Annotated in this window: 16 protein-coding genes; all 16 read left to right on the top strand. The window is 38.9% G+C overall.

Annotated features, from left to right (window positions below; all coding sequences use genetic code 11):
- Positions 1-157 precede the first annotated feature (157 nt).
- The 16 genes from secA to OS139_RS03450 all read left to right on the top strand — a co-directional run bounded on the left by secA (position 158) and on the right by OS139_RS03450 (position 17096).
- Positions 158-2692, top strand: coding sequence for a preprotein translocase subunit SecA (gene secA, locus OS139_RS03375; protein ID WP_002289770.1), 2535 nt, complete (start codon positions 158-160; stop codon positions 2690-2692).
- 125 nt (positions 2693-2817) lie between these two features.
- Positions 2818-3919, top strand: a protein-coding gene (gene prfB, locus OS139_RS03380; protein WP_096948712.1) for a peptide chain release factor 2 whose coding sequence is annotated in 2 segments (ribosomal slippage) — positions 2818-2889 and positions 2891-3919 — 1101 coding nt in all. Because the reading frame shifts where the segments join, the coding sequence is not laid out codon by codon here.
- 104 nt (positions 3920-4023) lie between these two features.
- Positions 4024-4710 carry a cell division ATP-binding protein FtsE gene (gene ftsE, locus OS139_RS03385; protein WP_002292768.1) on the top strand — a complete coding sequence of 229 codons (687 nt, stop codon included), beginning with the start codon at positions 4024-4026 and terminating at the stop codon, positions 4708-4710.
- Complete coding sequence (ftsX, locus tag OS139_RS03390) at positions 4703-5587, top strand: permease-like cell division protein FtsX (protein WP_325066821.1); 885 nt, start codon at positions 4703-4705, stop codon at positions 5585-5587. Before ftsE ends, ftsX begins: the two co-directional genes overlap by 8 nt.
- A gap of 151 nt (positions 5588-5738) precedes the next feature.
- On the top strand, positions 5739-7187 hold the full coding sequence (cls, locus tag OS139_RS03395) for a cardiolipin synthase (RefSeq protein ID WP_002306208.1): 1449 nt from the start codon (positions 5739-5741) through the stop codon (positions 7185-7187).
- Between the two features lie 336 nt (positions 7188-7523).
- Positions 7524-8381: a phosphate ABC transporter substrate-binding protein PstS gene (locus tag OS139_RS03400; protein WP_002292763.1), complete on the top strand. Its 858-nt coding sequence runs from the start codon at positions 7524-7526 to the stop codon at positions 8379-8381.
- Positions 8382-8495: 114 nt separating this feature from the next.
- Entirely contained in the window at positions 8496-9416 is a 921-nt protein-coding gene (gene pstC / locus OS139_RS03405) for a phosphate ABC transporter permease subunit PstC (protein ID WP_002292761.1), read from the top strand.
- Complete coding sequence (pstA, locus tag OS139_RS03410) at positions 9416-10300, top strand: phosphate ABC transporter permease PstA (RefSeq protein ID WP_002292759.1); 885 nt, start codon at positions 9416-9418, stop codon at positions 10298-10300. The genes pstC and pstA overlap by 1 nt, the downstream gene beginning before the upstream one ends.
- A 14-nt stretch (positions 10301-10314) precedes the next feature.
- A complete protein-coding gene (gene pstB, locus OS139_RS03415) occupies positions 10315-11121 on the top strand; it encodes a phosphate ABC transporter ATP-binding protein PstB (RefSeq protein ID WP_002289486.1) in 807 nt (268 codons plus the stop codon).
- A 15-nt stretch (positions 11122-11136) separates the two neighbouring features.
- Complete coding sequence (pstB, locus tag OS139_RS03420) at positions 11137-11895, top strand: phosphate ABC transporter ATP-binding protein PstB (protein ID WP_002289489.1); 759 nt, start codon at positions 11137-11139, stop codon at positions 11893-11895.
- Positions 11896-11907: 12 nt separating this feature from the next.
- On the top strand, positions 11908-12585 hold the full coding sequence (gene phoU / locus OS139_RS03425; RefSeq protein WP_002289490.1) for a phosphate signaling complex protein PhoU: 678 nt from the start codon (positions 11908-11910) through the stop codon (positions 12583-12585).
- A 92-nt stretch (positions 12586-12677) separates the two neighbouring features.
- Entirely contained in the window at positions 12678-13709 is a 1032-nt protein-coding gene (locus OS139_RS03430; RefSeq protein ID WP_016628425.1) for a YibE/F family protein, read from the top strand.
- Complete coding sequence (locus OS139_RS03435) at positions 13706-14473, top strand: YibE/F family protein (protein ID WP_002294975.1); 768 nt, start codon at positions 13706-13708, stop codon at positions 14471-14473. The genes OS139_RS03430 and OS139_RS03435 overlap by 4 nt, the downstream gene beginning before the upstream one ends.
- 99 nt (positions 14474-14572) lie before the next feature.
- Positions 14573-16141, top strand: a complete 1569-nt coding sequence (gene liaX, locus OS139_RS03440) for a daptomycin-sensing surface protein LiaX (protein ID WP_002331559.1) — start codon at positions 14573-14575, stop codon at positions 16139-16141.
- A gap of 296 nt (positions 16142-16437) precedes the next feature.
- Positions 16438-16746 (top strand): PspC domain-containing protein, encoded by a 309-nt coding sequence (locus OS139_RS03445; protein ID WP_002306213.1) that lies wholly within the window; start codon positions 16438-16440, stop codon positions 16744-16746.
- The gene (locus OS139_RS03450) at positions 16746-17096 is read left to right on the top strand and encodes a phage holin family protein (protein WP_002289566.1); all 351 of its coding nucleotides are present in this window, start codon (positions 16746-16748) and stop codon (positions 17094-17096) included. The genes OS139_RS03445 and OS139_RS03450 overlap by 1 nt, the downstream gene beginning before the upstream one ends.
- The last annotated feature ends 114 nt before the right edge of the window (positions 17097-17210 follow it).

Consider the following 17210-nt stretch of genomic DNA (forward strand, 5'->3'; position numbering starts at 1 on the left):
GAGTTTCCTCCTCTTTTAGATGAAATATGAATAAATTATGAAGTTCTTACTTTAATACGCTTAAGATATTTCAATTATCTATAACTAATGATAAAATGAAAAGTAAAGTCTACATAGTCTGGATAATACACAGAAGGAAAAGGAGATTACACAACGCATGGCCAATTTGATTCGTTCACTTATCGAAAACGATAAGAAAGAACTAAAACGTTTAGATAGCATTGCAAAAAAAGTTGAAGCATACGCTGACCAAATGGCAGCATTAACTGATGAACAATTACAGGCAAAAACTGCTGAATTCAAGGGCAGATACCAAAAAGGAGAAACATTAGATCAATTACTTCCGGAAGCTTTTGCAGTCGTCCGAGAAGCAGCAAAACGTGTATTAGGTTTATATCCATACCACGTACAATTGATGGGTGGAATCGTGCTTCACGATGGAAATATCCCTGAAATGCGTACTGGTGAAGGTAAAACCTTGACCGCAACGATGCCAGTATATCTAAATGCTCTGACTGGCGAAGGGGTACACGTAGTTACCGTCAATGAATATTTAGCAACCCGTGACTCGACGGAAATGGGCGAACTTTATAATTTCTTAGGATTAACAGTGGGGTTGAATATCAACTCAAAATCTTCGGATGAAAAACGCGAGGCTTATAATTGTGATATCACTTATAGTACGAATAATGAATTAGGATTTGACTACTTGAGAGACAATATGGTCGTTTACCGCCATCAAATGGTACAACGTCCGCTGAATTATGCCATTGTCGATGAAGTTGACTCAATCTTGATTGATGAAGCGAGAACGCCGCTGATCATTTCAGGGCAAGCAGAAAAATCCACAGCTTTATATACAAGAGCAGACAACTTCGTGAAACGTTTGAAAGAAGAAGAAGATTATAAAATCGATGTACAATCAAAAACAATCAGTTTAACCGAAGCAGGGATCGAAAAAGCAGAAGAAACATTCGGTTTGGATAACTTATACGACATTGAAAATACTGCATTGACCCATCACTTGGATCAAGCATTGAGAGCCAACTATATCATGCTTTTAGATATCGATTATGTTGTCCAAGACGGAAAAGTACTGATTGTTGACCAGTTCACTGGTCGGATCATGGATGGACGCCGTTATTCAGATGGACTTCACCAAGCAATCGAAGCTAAAGAAGGCGTAGAGATCGAAGACGAAACGAAAACCATGGCGACGATCACTTTCCAGAACTATTTCCGTATGTACAAGAAACTTGCGGGAATGACTGGTACAGCTAAAACAGAAGAAGAAGAATTCAGAGAAATTTATAACATCCAAGTATACCAGATTCCGACAAATCGTCCGGTTATCCGTGATGATCGTCCAGATTTGCTTTACCCAACATTACAAAGCAAGTTCCACGCTGTCGTGCAAGATATCAAAGATCGCTACCGCAAAGGTCAACCTGTGTTAGTCGGAACTGTTGCGGTTGAAACATCTGAGTTATTATCAGATATGCTGAATCAAGAACGTATTCCTCATGAAGTGCTGAATGCGAAAAATCACTTTAAAGAAGCAGAGATCATCATGAATGCCGGTCAAAAAGGTGCTGTGACGATTGCTACCAACATGGCTGGTCGGGGAACAGATATCAAGTTAGGACTTGGGGTAAGAGAACTTGGTGGTCTAGCAGTTATCGGGACAGAACGACATGAATCTCGTCGTATCGATAACCAGCTTCGAGGACGTGCAGGACGTCAAGGAGACCCTGGTATGTCGCAGTTCTACTTGTCATTGGAAGATGATTTGATGAAACGATTCGGTTCAGAACGAATCAAAGCTTTCTTAGATCGGATGAAGATCGGTGAGGAAGATGCTGTTATCCAAAGCAAGATGCTGACGAAACAAGTAGAATCTGCACAAAAACGTGTAGAAGGAAATAACTATGACACACGTAAAAACGTCTTACAATACGATGATGTGATGCGTGAACAACGTGAAGTAATCTATAAACAGCGACAAGAAGTAATCATGGAAGAAAAAAGCTTATCCAAGCCACTAATGAACATGGTCAAACGGACAATCAGTCGTGTAGTAGATGCGCATACACAATTAGAGAAAGAAAATTGGAATTTGGAAAGTATCATCGATTTTGCCGGAAGTACTCTTGTCCATGAAGATAGTATTACTCTTGCAGATATCGAAGGAAAAACAGCTCAGGAGATCAAAGAGTATCTAAACGAACGAGCACAAGAAGTATTTAATACCAAAGCGGCTCAACTAAATGGTCCAGAGCAACTGTTGGAATTTGAAAAAGTCGTGATCTTGCGTGTTGTGGACTCTAAATGGACAGACCATATTGATGCAATGGATCAATTACGTCAGTCAATCGGCTTACGTGCTTATGGACAGAACAATCCATTAGTCGAATATCAAACAGAAGGCTATAAGATGTTTGAAGATATGGTAGGCGCCATCGAGTATGAAGTCACTCGAATCTTTATGAAAGCTGAGATCCGTCAAAACGTACAGCGTGAACAGGTTTCTCAAGGAACAGCTTCTCACTCAGAAGACGGAGATGCCAAAGAAAATAGTAATACTAGCGCGAAAAAACAGCCAATCCATGTGAACAAGGTCGGAAGAAATGATCCTTGTCCTTGTGGAAGCGGGAAAAAATATAAGAACTGTCATGGAAAAAATGCAAACTAATTTCTGACAGCAGGATTGGTGAGACAAATTCTTTTTTTAAGAATTCGTCTCACCTTCTTTCTGTTATTTGCTGATTCTGTTAGACTAGATATAATGAAAAAAGTATAGTGAAAGAAGGAAAAAACATGGAAATATCCGAAATTCGAAATCTCCTGACAGAAATGCAGGAAAAGGTCACAAGTTTCAGGAGGTCTCTTTGACTTAGATCAGCTGGAAGAAGACATCGCGGAAGCAGAAGCAAAAATGGCTGAACCTGGTTTTTGGGATGACAGCGAAGCCGCACAAAAAGTGATCAGCGAAAATAACGCTAATAAAGAAACCTATGACCAATTCCATTCTCTTGCCGAAGAACTAGAAGAAATCGAATTGATGGTGGAGATGCTGCAAGAAGAACCTGATGCAGCAATGCAAGAAGAAGCAGAAACACGTATCAATGCATTAGATGAAAAAATGAAGACGTATGAATTATCTATGCTGTTAGACGGACCTTATGATCGAAACAATGCGATCGTCGAATTGCATCCAGGGGCTGGCGGAACGGAGTCCCAAGACTGGGGCAGCATGCTTTTACGTATGTATACACGTTGGGCAGAGCAGCATGGCTATCAAGTAGAAACACTAGATTATCAAGCAGGTGATGAAGCAGGGATCAAGAGTGTGACCCTGCTGATTAAAGGACACAACGCTTTTGGTTATCTAAAATCAGAAAAAGGTGTTCATCGCCTTGTACGGATTTCGCCTTTTGACTCAGCGAAACGACGTCATACTTCTTTTTGTTCGGTAGATGTGATGCCAGAGCTTGATGAAACGATCGATATAGAAATCAATCCAGATGATTTGAAAATCGATACGTACCGAGCAAGTGGTGCAGGTGGTCAGCACATCAATAAAACAGAATCTGCTGTACGGATCACTCACTTGCCTACAGGAACAGTAGTAGCTAGTCAGGCACAACGTTCACAATTGAAAAACCGTGAGCAAGCGATGGGGATGTTAAAAGCTAAGCTTTATCAATTAGAAGTGGAAAAGAAAGAACAAGAAGCAGCTGCACTTCGAGGAGAACAAAAAGAAATCGGCTGGGGTTCACAGATCCGTTCTTATGTTTTCCATCCATATTCTATGGTAAAAGACCATCGGACAAACGTAGAGACAGGAAATGTCCAAGCAGTTATGGACGGTGACCTTGATTTATTTATTGACGGCTATTTAAAAATGCATCTACAATAAGAACCCATTGTTAAATTGAAATAAAATTGTAAGATTTTGCAAGCATGTTGAAACATTGCCATGCTATAATAGCTAAAGACTGAAAAAGATATGGAGAGAACGCCATGATTGAAATGAAGGATGTAATGAAGAAGTACTCAAATGGTACGACCGCTATCCGCAATCTCTCAATTGTCATCGAACAAGGAGAGTTTGTCTATGTGGTTGGTCCGTCTGGAGCCGGTAAATCTACATTCATCAAATTGATGTATCGAGAAGAAAAAGCTTCAAAAGGAACTTTGAACGTCGCAGGTCATGATCTAATAGCAATCAAAAACCGCGAAGTTCCTTATCTACGCAGAGAAATCGGCGTGGTGTTCCAAGACTATAAATTATTACCAAGAAAAACAGTATATGAAAATGTTGCGTACGCTATGCAAGTTATCGGCAGAAAACCTCGGGATATCAAAAAACGAGTAATGGAAGTGCTGGACCTTGTTGGTTTGAAACACAAAGTTCGAGTCTTTCCTAGCGAATTATCCGGTGGGGAACAGCAACGTGTCTCTATTGCTCGGGCAATCGTGAATACGCCTAAAGTACTTATCGCGGATGAACCTACAGGAAATCTGGATCCAGAAAACTCATGGGAAATCATGAAATTATTAGATCGGATCAATGCCCAAGGAACTACTGTCGTGATGGCTACACATAACAGTACGATCGTAAATACGATTCGGCACCGAGTAATTGCTATCGAAAACGGCCGCATTATTCGAGATCAAGCGGAAGGGGAATATGGATACGATGATTAGAACCTTTTTCCGCCATTTACTAGAAAGTATCAAGAGTTTGAAACGTAACGGCTGGATGACAGTTGCTTCAGTCAGTGCGGTAACGATCACGTTGACTTTAGTCGGTGTATTCATGGCAGTTATCATGAATGCAACTAAATTAGCTCAGGATGTAGAAGGAAACGTTGATGTCTCTGTATTCGTAGATATCGGTACAAAAGACGAAGAGATGAAAAAGCTAGAAAAAGAATTGAATGACTTAGATCATGTTAAAAAAGTTGAATTTTCAAGTAAAGAACAGGAATTGAAAAAAATCCAAAACGAAATGGGTGATTCCTGGAAATTGTTTGAAGGTGACAATAACCCGTTATATGATGTGTATGTAGTAAGTGCTACTGATCCTTCTTATACAAAACAAGTAGCAGAAGAAGCAGCAGATTTGAAGAATGTTTCTCGTTCTGATTACGGTGGAGCTTCCTCAGATCGGATTTTCCAAATCGCTGGTGCAGTTCGGACATGGGGATTAGTTGCAGCGGCATTGCTGCTGTTCGTAGCGATGTTTCTCATTTCGAACACGATTCGGATCACGATTTTGTCTAGACAGCGTGAAATTCAAATCATGCGTTTAGTCGGTGCAAAAAATGGATATATTCGCTGGCCGTTTTTCCTTGAAGGTGGCTGGATCGGTCTGATCGGTGCGATTCTTCCGATTTTGATCATCACATTTGGTTATGCATGGTTTTTCCAATTGATCAATCCATCATTATTACGTTCCCATTATTCATTGATTCATCCACAAAATATCGTTTGGAAAATCAATCTTTTAATGGTCGGCATTGGTGTGATCATTGGTTCACTTGGCTCGATCATTTCTATGAGACGTTTCTTGAAATTTTAATACCACAATATAAATAAAATGAGAAAGTTGGACAGTTTCGTTCCAGCTTTCTTTTTTTATTGGCTAGGAGAATAGAAGGAAGCGGCTTTTTTCCCTTTACTTTAAAAAACAACTTGGGTATTCTTAAGTTGGTAGAAGAAGAGGTGAAGCCGTGAAAATTATCGTTGACAATTTTTTTACGATCCTTTTGATTATGAATATTTTGCTTTCCTTTATCATCGTTTTTCGAGAAAGAAAGGAAACTGCTCAAACATGGGCATGGCTGCTCGTTTTGATGTTCATTCCAGTTGTAGGATTTATTTTATATATTTTTTTAGGAAGAGGGATTTCCAAAGAGAAAATCTTTGATTTGAAGATCCAAGGGAAAATCGGTAAGAACCTGGAAATTGAAGAAGACAAACAGGCATTGATGCGAGGGCTTTATCCTCATCCGCCTACTGGACAAGTAGATGTGAAACAATTGATCTATATGCTCACGGTATTTGAAAGTACGCTCTATACGACTAAAAATGAAATCACTTTATTTACAGATGGTCGTGAAAAATTCGATGCGCTGATTGAAGATATCAAGCAGGCAGAAGACCATATCCACTTCCAGTATTATATTTATCGCAGTGATGCATTAGGTGAAGAAGTTCGAGATGCATTGACAGAGGCGGCAAGACGAGGGGTAAAAGTCAGAGTCCTTCTTGATGCATGGGGTTCCACACAAGTTTCTTCCAGCTTTTTTCAGAATTTGAAAAAAGCAGGCGGAGAAGTCGCATTTTTCTTTCCTCTATTTGTTCCGTATATTAATCCTCGGATCAATTATCGCAATCATCGTAAAATCGTAGTTATTGATGGGAAAATCGGATATACAGGTGGGTTCAATGTTGGAAATGAATATCTAGGATTGGTAAAGAAATTTGGTTATTGGCGAGACAATCATTTGCGTATTTACGGAGAAGCGGTGTATACCTTGCAAAACCGTTTTTTGATGGACTGGAATTCTCAGCATACAAAAGAAGTAGGCTATTCTCCCAAATTTTTTCCGTCCATTCACTCTACTGGTGATATAGCTGTTCAAATCGTGACAAGCGGACCAGATACCGAACATGAACAAATCAAAATGACTTATTTGAAAATGATTTCGTTAGCCAAACGGGAGATATTGATCCAAACGCCTTATTACATACCGGATGGATCGATTCATGAAGCACTGAAGTTGGCTCTTCTTTCAGGCGTAAAAGTTCATATCCAAATACCTAACAAACCAGATCATCTTCTCGTTTACTGGGCAACGTATTCTTTCGCTGCAGAGCTAATCGAGTATGGAGCAAGGATCGAAACATATGAGAATGGATTTATTCATGCAAAGACGATGATTATCGATGGTGGCATTGTTTCAGTTGGCTCAGCAAATATCGATGTTCGTTCATTTCGCTTGGACTTTGAGGTCAATACACTGGTTTATGATGAACGAATGGCTTCACGTGTAAGAAAAGCTTTTTTTGAAGACTCGAAAATTTCTACGCATCTCACAAAAGAAATGTATGAAAACCGAGGAATAATCATCAAGATGAAAGAAGGATTAGCAAGATTGATTTCGCCGCTCCTTTAAAACATAAAAAGGACATGAGAACCATCAACAGATGGAGATCTCGTGTCCTTTTCTAACGGGGCCATTTCTGAGAGTACGTCAGAAATGGAGAAAGCGTCTCGCATGAGCGAAATTAACTTTGGGGTATCTCTTGTTTTTTGGGGAAAGCAAGAAATAAGCTAATATATGCTATTAAAAGAGACACATTTCAAAGCTAGTATAGCATAGAAACTTTTAATGAGATAGTTTTTTTTACAATTATGAGAATTTATTTTGTTATTTAATGATTTTGATTCGTTTTCATCAAGTAATGAAAATGATAAAATAAACATACTTTAGGATTAAAGGAGATTTCTAATGAAAAAACTTAAATTATTCTTACCAATAATAGGATTAGCTATTCTTTTATCAGGCTGTTCAAAGTGGATTGATCGAGGAGAATCCATTACGGCTGTTGGCTCTTCTGCTTTACAGCCTTTAGTAGAAACAGTTGCTGAAACTTACCAGACAGAAAATCCTGGAAAATTCATCAATGTACAAGGGGGCGGAAGCGGAACTGGTTTGTCTCAAGTACAGTCAGGAGCAGTCGACATCGGAAACTCTGATTTGTTTGCGGAAGAAAAATCGGGGATCGATGCCTCAGCATTAGTCGATCATCGAGTAGCAGTTGTTGGGATCACTCCTATTGTGAACAAGGATATTGGCGTAAAAGACATCAGTATGGAAAACCTGAAAAAACTATTTACAGGCGAGATCAAAAACTGGAGTGAAGTCGGTGGAAAAGATCAGCCAGTAGTTATATTGAACCGCGCTTCAGGAAGCGGAACCCGTAGCACGTTTGAAAAATGGGTATTGGACGGAGAAACAGCTGTTCAGGCACAAGAACAAGATTCAAGCGGAATGGTGCGCCAGATCGTTGCCGACACACCCGGTGCAATCAGCTATGTTGCTTTTTCTTATGTTTCCGATGATGTAGATACGTTGAATGTTAACGGTGTAGAACCGACAGATGAAAATGTGACAACGAACAAATGGACGATTTGGGCATATGAGCATATGTACACAAGAGATCATCCAAAAAAACTGACAAAAGAATTTTTAGACTATATCTTATCTGATGAAGTACAAGATAACATCGTTGGAGAACTAGGTTATATCCCTGTTTCTCATATGAAAGTCGAACGTGATTGGCAAGGAAATATCGTTAAAGAGTAATCTTTACACAAAATTTACAAACTTAGCTAAACTTTTACATGTTATTAAAACCAAATTGATGTTCAATTTGTACACTGAGTGAGTATGTTAAACCTGATTAAGGGGGAGTCATCTGTGGAAGATGTGAAAAAAGTATTATTAACAAAATCAAAACGTTCAAAAATGGAACAGCGTGGAAAATTCATCAGTTTTTTATGTATCGCGCTGATCGTGTTGGTTGTATTATCTATTTTTTATTTTGTAGCTAGTAAAGGATTGGCCACCTTTTTTACTGATAAGATCAATGTATTTGATTTTCTGTTTGGTACAGATTGGAATCCAAGCCAAATCGGAGCAAATGGGAAACCAATGGTAGGGGCATTGCCTATGATCACAGGTTCGTTTATTGTGACCTTTTTATCTGCTATCGTTGCCACGCCATTTGCCATTGGTGCAGCAGTATTCATGACGGAGATCTCTCCTAAAAACGGAACGAAGATCTTACAGCCGGTCATCGAGCTGCTTGTAGGTATTCCTTCTGTCGTTTATGGTTTTATCGGTTTATCAGTTATCGTGCCTTTTGTCAGAAGTATTTTTGGCGGGACTGGGTTTGGTATCTTAGCTGGTACATTTGTGTTGTTCGTTATGATCTTGCCGACTGTCACAACGATGACTGTTGATGCATTAAAGGCAGTACCACGGCACTATCGGGAAGCTTCATTAGCGCTTGGTGCCACAAGATGGCAAACAATCTACAAAGTCGTGCTACGAGCAGCCGTGCCCGGGATTTTAACAGCAGTCGTTTTTGGTATGGCTCGTGCGTTTGGTGAAGCCTTAGCTATCCAAATGGTCATCGGTAATGCAGCATTGATGCCAACAGGACTTACTACTCCTGCTTCTACATTGACGTCCATCTTAACAATGGGAATCGGAAATACAATCATGGGAACAGTTGAAAATAATGTGTTATGGTCATTAGCGCTGATCTTGCTATTGATGTCATTATTCTTTAATATCGTGATCCGTATGATTGGGAAGAAAGGAGAGCTGAAATAATGAACGCAAAACGCTCAGATAAAATTGCTACAGGTGTTTTATATGTAGTTTCGGGGATCATCGTATTGATTTTAGCAGCTTTACTACTTTATATCTTAGTTCGGGGAATACCGCACATTTCATGGTCCTTCTTGACCGAACCTTCCAAAGCCTACCAAGAAGGCGGTGGAATCGGGATCCAGCTATTTAACTCGATTTATTTGCTTTTGATCACGATGATCATCAGTTTTCCTATTTCTTTAGGTGCGGGTATCTATCTTTCAGAATATGCTGGAAAAAACTGGCTAACAGATGTGATTCGCACGTCGATTGAAATCTTGAGCTCATTGCCTTCTGTCGTTGTCGGTTTATTCGGTTTCTTGGTTTTCGTTATTCAATTCCAGTATGGTTTCTCGATTATTTCTGGTGCATTGGCTTTGACTGTATTCAACTTGCCTCTTTTGACTAGAACAGTTGAGGAGTCTTTACAAGCGGTCCATTACACACAACGAGAAGCAGGATTGGCCTTAGGTTTGTCACGCTGGGAAACAGTGATAAAAGTGGTGGTTCCAGAAGCGACACCAGGGATTTTGACTGGTGTGATCCTAAGTTCTGGAAGAATTTTTGGTGAAGCAGCTGCATTGATCTATACGGCTGGACAAAGTGCACCTGCGTTAGATTTTACGAACTGGAATCCATTAAGTGTTTCAAGCCCTATCAGCATTTTCCGTCAAGCTGAAACATTAGCTGTCCATATTTGGAAGATCAATACAGAAGGCACGATGCCTGATGGTGTTTCTGTTTCGGCTGGCGCTTCTGCCGTGTTGATCATTGCTGTTTTACTGTTCAACTTCGGCGCTCGTGCGATTGGCAAACGATTATACCGAAAAATGACTTCAGCCTAAGGAGAAGAAGCAAAATGAAAAAATATAACTGGAATGAAACAAATGTCATCACCATGCCAAAAGAGAAAGAAGTAGCACTATATACGGATGATCTACATGTCTGGTATGGCGACAATGAAGCAATCAAAGGAGTGGATCTGGAATTTGAAAAAAATAAGATCACTGCACTGATTGGTCCTTCCGGCTGCGGAAAATCTACGTATCTTCGTTCGTTGAATCGAATGAATGATGGGATCGCTAATACGAAAATCACTGGGAAAATCATGTATCAAGGCGTAGATATTAATGCGCCTCAAGTGGATGTTTATGAGATGCGCAAACGGATTGGCATGGTTTTTCAACGTCCTAATCCGTTCAGCAAGTCGATTTATGACAATATTACATTTGCTTTGAAACAGCACGGCGAAAAAAACAAAAAGAAATTAGATGAAATCGTTGAAACAAGCTTGAAACAAGCTGCCTTGTGGGACCAAGTAAAAGACAGCTTAGACAAAAGTGCCTTGGCTTTATCTGGCGGGCAACAGCAACGTTTATGTATTGCTCGTGCGATCGCGATGAAACCTGATATCTTGCTGCTAGACGAGCCGGCAAGTGCTTTGGACCCTATTTCGACAGGAACGGTTGAAGAAACACTTGTAAACTTGAAAGAAGACTATACGATCATCATCGTGACGCATAACATGCAACAAGCAGCTCGTATCAGCGACTATACTGCCTTTTTCTATTTAGGAAAAGTAATGGAATATGACAAAACTAACAAGATATTTACCAGACCAAAAATTCAGGCAACCGAAGATTATGTGTCCGGTCATTTTGGTTAAGACGGAGGCCTCAACATGACAAAAGAGATTATTTCATCTAAAGATCTTCATCTGTATTATGGAAAGAAAGAAGCACTAAAAGGGATCGATCTAAGCTTCAATCAAGGGGAAATCACTGCGATGATCGGTCCTTCTGGTTGCGGAAAATCCACTTATCTGCGTTCTTTGAACCGGATGAATGACCTGATTCCGAATGTAACGATCACCGGAAGTGTTTTATATAAAGACAAAGACATCTATGGTCCAAAAACAGATGTTGTTGAACTAAGAAAAGAAATCGGCATGGTATTCCAGCAGCCAAACCCATTTCCTTTTTCTATCTATGAAAATGTCATCTATGGATTGAAATTAAAAGGGGAAAAAGATAAAAAAGTCCTTGATCAAGTAGTTGAAGAAAGCCTGAAGGCAGCGTCTGTTTGGGATGATGTGAAAGACAAATTGCATAAAAGTGCTTTATCTTTATCCGGTGGGCAGCAGCAGCGTGTATGTATCGCACGTGTTTTGGCAGTTAATCCGGAAATCATCTTATTGGATGAACCAACAAGTGCGCTTGATCCTGTTTCTACTGGGAAAATCGAAAGTATGCTGTTAGAATTAAGAGAGCGGTATACGATGATCATCGTGACCCATAATATGTCTCAAGCTTCACGTATTTCAGATAAGACGGCATTCTTTTTAGATGGTCACTTGATCGAATACAATGATACGAAGAAGATATTCATGAATCCAGAAAAACAAGAGACAGAAGATTATATTTCAGGTCGATTTGGATAAGGAGGAAACGGAATGCTACGTACACAATTTGAAGAAGAATTGCTGAATCTCCATAATCAGTTCTACGAAATGGGGATGATGGTGAGCAGCGCCGTGCACAAGTCAGTTCGTGCATACATCAAACACGATAAAATCTTAGCCCAAGAAGTTATCGAAAACGATATAAATATCAATAACATGGAAACACGCTTGGAGAAGAAAAGTTTTGAAATGATCGCATTGCAACAGCCAGTTACAACTGATTTGCGTATGATCATTACGGTCATGAAAGCTAGCTCGGATTTAGAACGTATGGCCGATCATGCGGTGTCTGTTGCTAAATCCACGATTCGCGTAAAAGGGCAGACGAGAATACCGGAAATCGAAAAAGAGATCTCCGATATGTCCGATTATGTGAAAAAAATGGTGGACAACGTCCTAGTTGCTTATGTCAAAACAGACGAAAAAGACGCGCGTACGATCGCCAATATGGATCAAAGAGTCAATGACTATTTCAATCGAATCTATAATGCAACAATCAAAAATATGCAGGAAAATCCTGAGACAGTCATCAGTGGAACAGACTACTTGAATGTTGCCAGTTATCTAGAACGGATCGGAGACTATGTGACAAACATCTGTGAATGGATCGTCTACTTGGCCACAGGGAAAATCACTGAGTTAAATACGAACCACAATGAGATTTTCTAAACTGAAGCTGTGATTCTGCCGTTTATTCGGGAAAGGGTTTGTGACAAAACATGTCACAAACCCTTTTCATCATTTCATAGAAAGGATAAAGAATGCAAAAAAAAATTAGCATCCTCACTATATTTTTTATTTGTGTGCTTACTTCATGGGTTATTCAGCATCAAGCTGCTTTATATGAAGTACCTGTCATCGAGATCGAAAAAGTACGAATAAAAGAGGATCATCAATTGATTACAGGAAGACTGATGAACACGGATCAAAAAGGAGAATCGATTTATTTATCGGTTCCTTATCAAAAAAATCAAATAGAAACAGCAAATATAAAAGCGAGACAAATGTATCTAGTCCAAATGCATGGAGATGAATGGCAGCTAGTAGCAAAAAAAAATGATGGCTGGCTTTTCTTCTTCACAAGTATCTTCATTGGCGCCATGTTGCTTATTGGCGGAAAACAGGGTCTATTTGCTTTAGGAAGTCTCATCATCAATATCGTTTTACTTTTACTTTTGTTGCTCATCTTTACTAAAACAGAAGGGATTTCTCTATTAAATATATCTATCCTGTTCGTCGTTATAGGGATGATTATTAGCATATTGGCTTTAAATGGATGGAATAGAAGCAGTATAATCAAAATTTCAGCTGCAGTTACGAGTGTTTTTTTAGCATTTTTTATTTGTCTTTTGACAATGAATCATTGGAAAGACCAAGGACTGCGCTATGAGGAACTGAATTATCTGACACGACCGTATCGTTCTGTTTTTCTTTCTAGCGTACTGATTGGAACAGCTGGAGGAACACTCGATACCGTTATCACAGTCATTGCGACATTAGAAGAATTGACTAAGCAACAACCAGAAATAACAGCGAAACAGTTATGGCTTTCAGGAAGGCAAGTGGGTCGAGATGTGATTGGCTCGATGACCAATATCCTTTTGTTCGTCTATATCAGTGGGTCAGTTCCATCGCTTCTTTTATATTTAGGAAATCAATGGTCGTTCAAAGAAACGATAGAACAGCATTTATCATTGGAATTTTTACGCGTCATTGCTGGCAGCTTAGGAATAGTATTATCGATCCCCATCTCGGTCCTCTTTTTTCTGACTGTAAGGAGGCTGAAACGATGAATGTACTTATTATACTTGTTGGGATTTTAGCAATCAGCGTGCTACTTATTGGCGGTACGCAAGGTATGTATATTCTTTTAGGCTTATTCATCAATTTAGGGATCTTTTTCCTGTTGTTATTCGGTTATCATCAGAAGTGGCCGATACTGGCATTGTCGGTCATAGGATTTTTATTGATTGCTGTGGTTATCTTATTTTTTATCAACGGTTATAATCTAAAAATGCGTGCAGCTTTTGTGAGTATACTGATCTTTTTATTTTGTTTCCTACTATTGCTTCCTATCACTGATTTTTTAGCGATCCAAGGTTTTACATCGGTAGAACTAGAAGAATTATCTGGCTTAGATAAGACTTTAGCGATTGATTTTAGATTACTTACGAGATCGTTGCTTCTGATTAGTCTTAGTGGTGCTGTTTTAGATGCGAGTGTAGCAATTTCTAGTGGGACATTCGAAGTATATCAGGCAAATCCGCAATTATCTTTTTACCAATTGCGCCATTCTAGTTTCGCTATTGCTAAAAAAATATTGGCGTCAACAGTAATGACACTTCTTTTTGCATTCATGGGAAGTTCTTTAGCGTTGATCCTCTGGTTTATTGATTTAGACATTCCTTTTCAGCAAGTGATCAATGAAAAATCATTTGTTCTAGAATATACGATGGCTATTCTTACCACATTGTCCGCACTACTTGTTCTTCCTTTAACCTGCGTGACTACAGCATATCTCTTTACAAAAAAGAAAGAACAACTCAAGATGGAGTAAAAGTTACAACTTAAGTCCTATGACATTTTTACTGAATCAGTGCATAATATGGATGTAAGGAAAAGCTTGCAAACAATTTTGCTTAAGGAGGCAATTTCCATGAAAGAAAGAGAACGTATTTTAGATTTAGTGAAAAAAGGAATCCTTTCGACTGAAGAAGGCTTAGATTTATTAGAAAGCATGGCAACTGAAAAAGACGAAAAGCAAATCAAAAAAGAAGCAGACAAGGTAACTGCTAGTCATAAAGAAAAAGATCAGGCAAATCAATTGATCGATAAACTTGAAAACGGCGAAGAAGAAATTTCTGAGCCAGTTGATCCAAAGGAAAGAGAAAGACAAGATCAAGAAAACTTAGAAAAGATCTTAGATGAACTAGCAACTGAAGCGAATAAAACTTCGGCGCGTCTAGATGAAGTAAATGCTCAATTCGCTGACAATAAGGCAGCACGCAATGAGAAACAGGAAGCATTGATGCAGCTGAATACAAAAGAAGAATTAGGCGAGTTGACAGAAGAAGAATTAGCACAGCGTCAGACGTTAGAAGCAGAAATCAAAGAATTAGAAGCTAGTGGCGATACACTGTTAGAAGAACAATTGAAATTAGAAGCAGAATTAAAAGATATCCGTAAGAATCAATGGTCTGAGAAAAAAGAAACGTTTACTGATAAGTTTGAATTGCCAGATGATTGGAAAGATCAAGCAACAGATACACTGAATCAAGTAGGCGAAAAAATGTCAGAAGCTGGATCACAGTTAGGCAAATTCTTGAAGAAAACATTCCAAACTGTTTCAGAAACAGTGAATGACAACATGGAATGGAAAGATGTCAGCTTACGTGTCCCTGGGATTGCGACAACGAAATTTGAGCATGAATTTTACTATGAAGCTCCTGCAGCAAGTATTCTTGATATCAAGGCAGCAAACGGAAACGTGACGTTAAAAACGTGGGACAGCAACGATGTGAAAGTTGAAGCTAAGATCAAACTTTACGGAAAAATGGGTGCTGAACCATTTGAAGCATTCTCTGAACGGAGCCAGATTGAGGTTAATGAAGATCATATCTCCTTCCAAATTCCAAATAAACGTGTGCGTGCAGACCTTGTTTTCTACTTACCTAAACGAGTATACGACCACGCAGCTATTAAACTTCTAAATGGCAACATCATGATTGAAACATTGGAAGCTAAAGATATTTATACAAAATCTACGAATGGTAACATCATCGTGGACCAATTAACTGCAACGATGCTGGAAGTAGAAGGTGTAAACGGCAATATCGATATTCGAAACGGGAACATCTTAGATTCTATTATCGAAACAGTAAATGGTACAGTGACATTTGGTGCGACAGCAGAAAACCTTTCTGTGTCTTTGGTAAATGGTGATGTACGTCTTACGATTAAAGAAGATAATTTGAAAAAAGTAGAAGCAAGTTCAGTGAACGGAAATGTCAAAGTCGCTTTACCAGATGGCATCGGTTTGGAAGGACATGCTAAAACAAGTCTTGGAAGTATCAACAGCCGTCTGTCCAATTACGAAGTAGTTCGTGAGAAAAAAGAACGGACAAACCAAATGTTGCAATTCCGTCGTGTTTCAGATGGTGAAATCGCGCAAGTGCAACTTTCAACGACAACAGGAAGTATCTATTTAAAAGATACAGATAAATAAAGAGGTTGTGAAAGAGATGTTCAGCCTTGAGCAATAAGAAGCGATTTTGTAAAATAGCTTCCCCTATTTTACAAAATTGTGCCTTATTGCCGATAGGCTATCTCTTGAACACCGTTTACCAAGAGATTATGAACCTGCCAATTATCGCCGAGACACAAGGAATAATTTCAGAAAAAGCTCGTCACGTTTTATGAATATGGTAATTTGTGACCGAGAATTTTGCAGAAAGACACCGATTAAGAAGAAGGTTGTCACAACGATTTTCTTCATTTAAAATAGTAGAACAGAGGTGAGACATGATGAAAAAAAAGTTGACAAAATCCAATGAAAATGAAGTTTTGACAGGGACTTTAGCAGGGATAGGGGAATATATCGGGATCGATCCGACTGTTATCCGAGTGCTTTATGTATTCTTAAGCTTAGTTGCTTTTGGTAGTCCCATCATTTTATACATTCTATTAGCTTTGATTATTCCAGATGCGCCTTCTGAACGAACAAACTATGGACATAACAATGCATATTATAAAAAAAACAATTATCGTAAACAAACAAAAAAACGCAAAGAAGCGGAAAAAATCGATGATGACGAATGGAGTGACTTTTAATGTCGTACTTTCAACGTATTTTAGTTAATACGTTAACATTCATATCATTGGCTGTTCTTTTTCCTGCGATGGTCCATGTGAGCAGTATTTGGACGGCCGTTCTTGCCAGCTTTGTATTGTCTGTGTTGAATATGTTTGTCAAACCGATTTTGACGATACTGTCCCTGCCCTTTACATTAGTCACATTGGGATTGTTTACGTTTGTTATCAATGCAGCGATTCTTAAAATGACCTCCTTTTTTGTGGGAGCAGAACATTTTAGTTTTTCTTCATTCGGTGCAGCGTTGTTAGTAGCTATCTTGATGTCGCTTGTCAATGTAATTGTCAGCGAACATAACAGTAGAAAATAAAAGAAAGCTGTGCCGAACTATCGGCGCAGTTTTTTTATTTAGAATCAGGAATGCGTTTTCTATTACATTGGTAATTAAATAAAAACGTTTTTTTTAATTGGTAGTACTTTTGGC

It is taken from the genome of Enterococcus sp. E4-223 (genome assembly GCF_035727065.1).
Classification (GTDB): Bacteria; Bacillota; Bacilli; order Lactobacillales; family Enterococcaceae; genus Enterococcus_B; species Enterococcus_B faecium.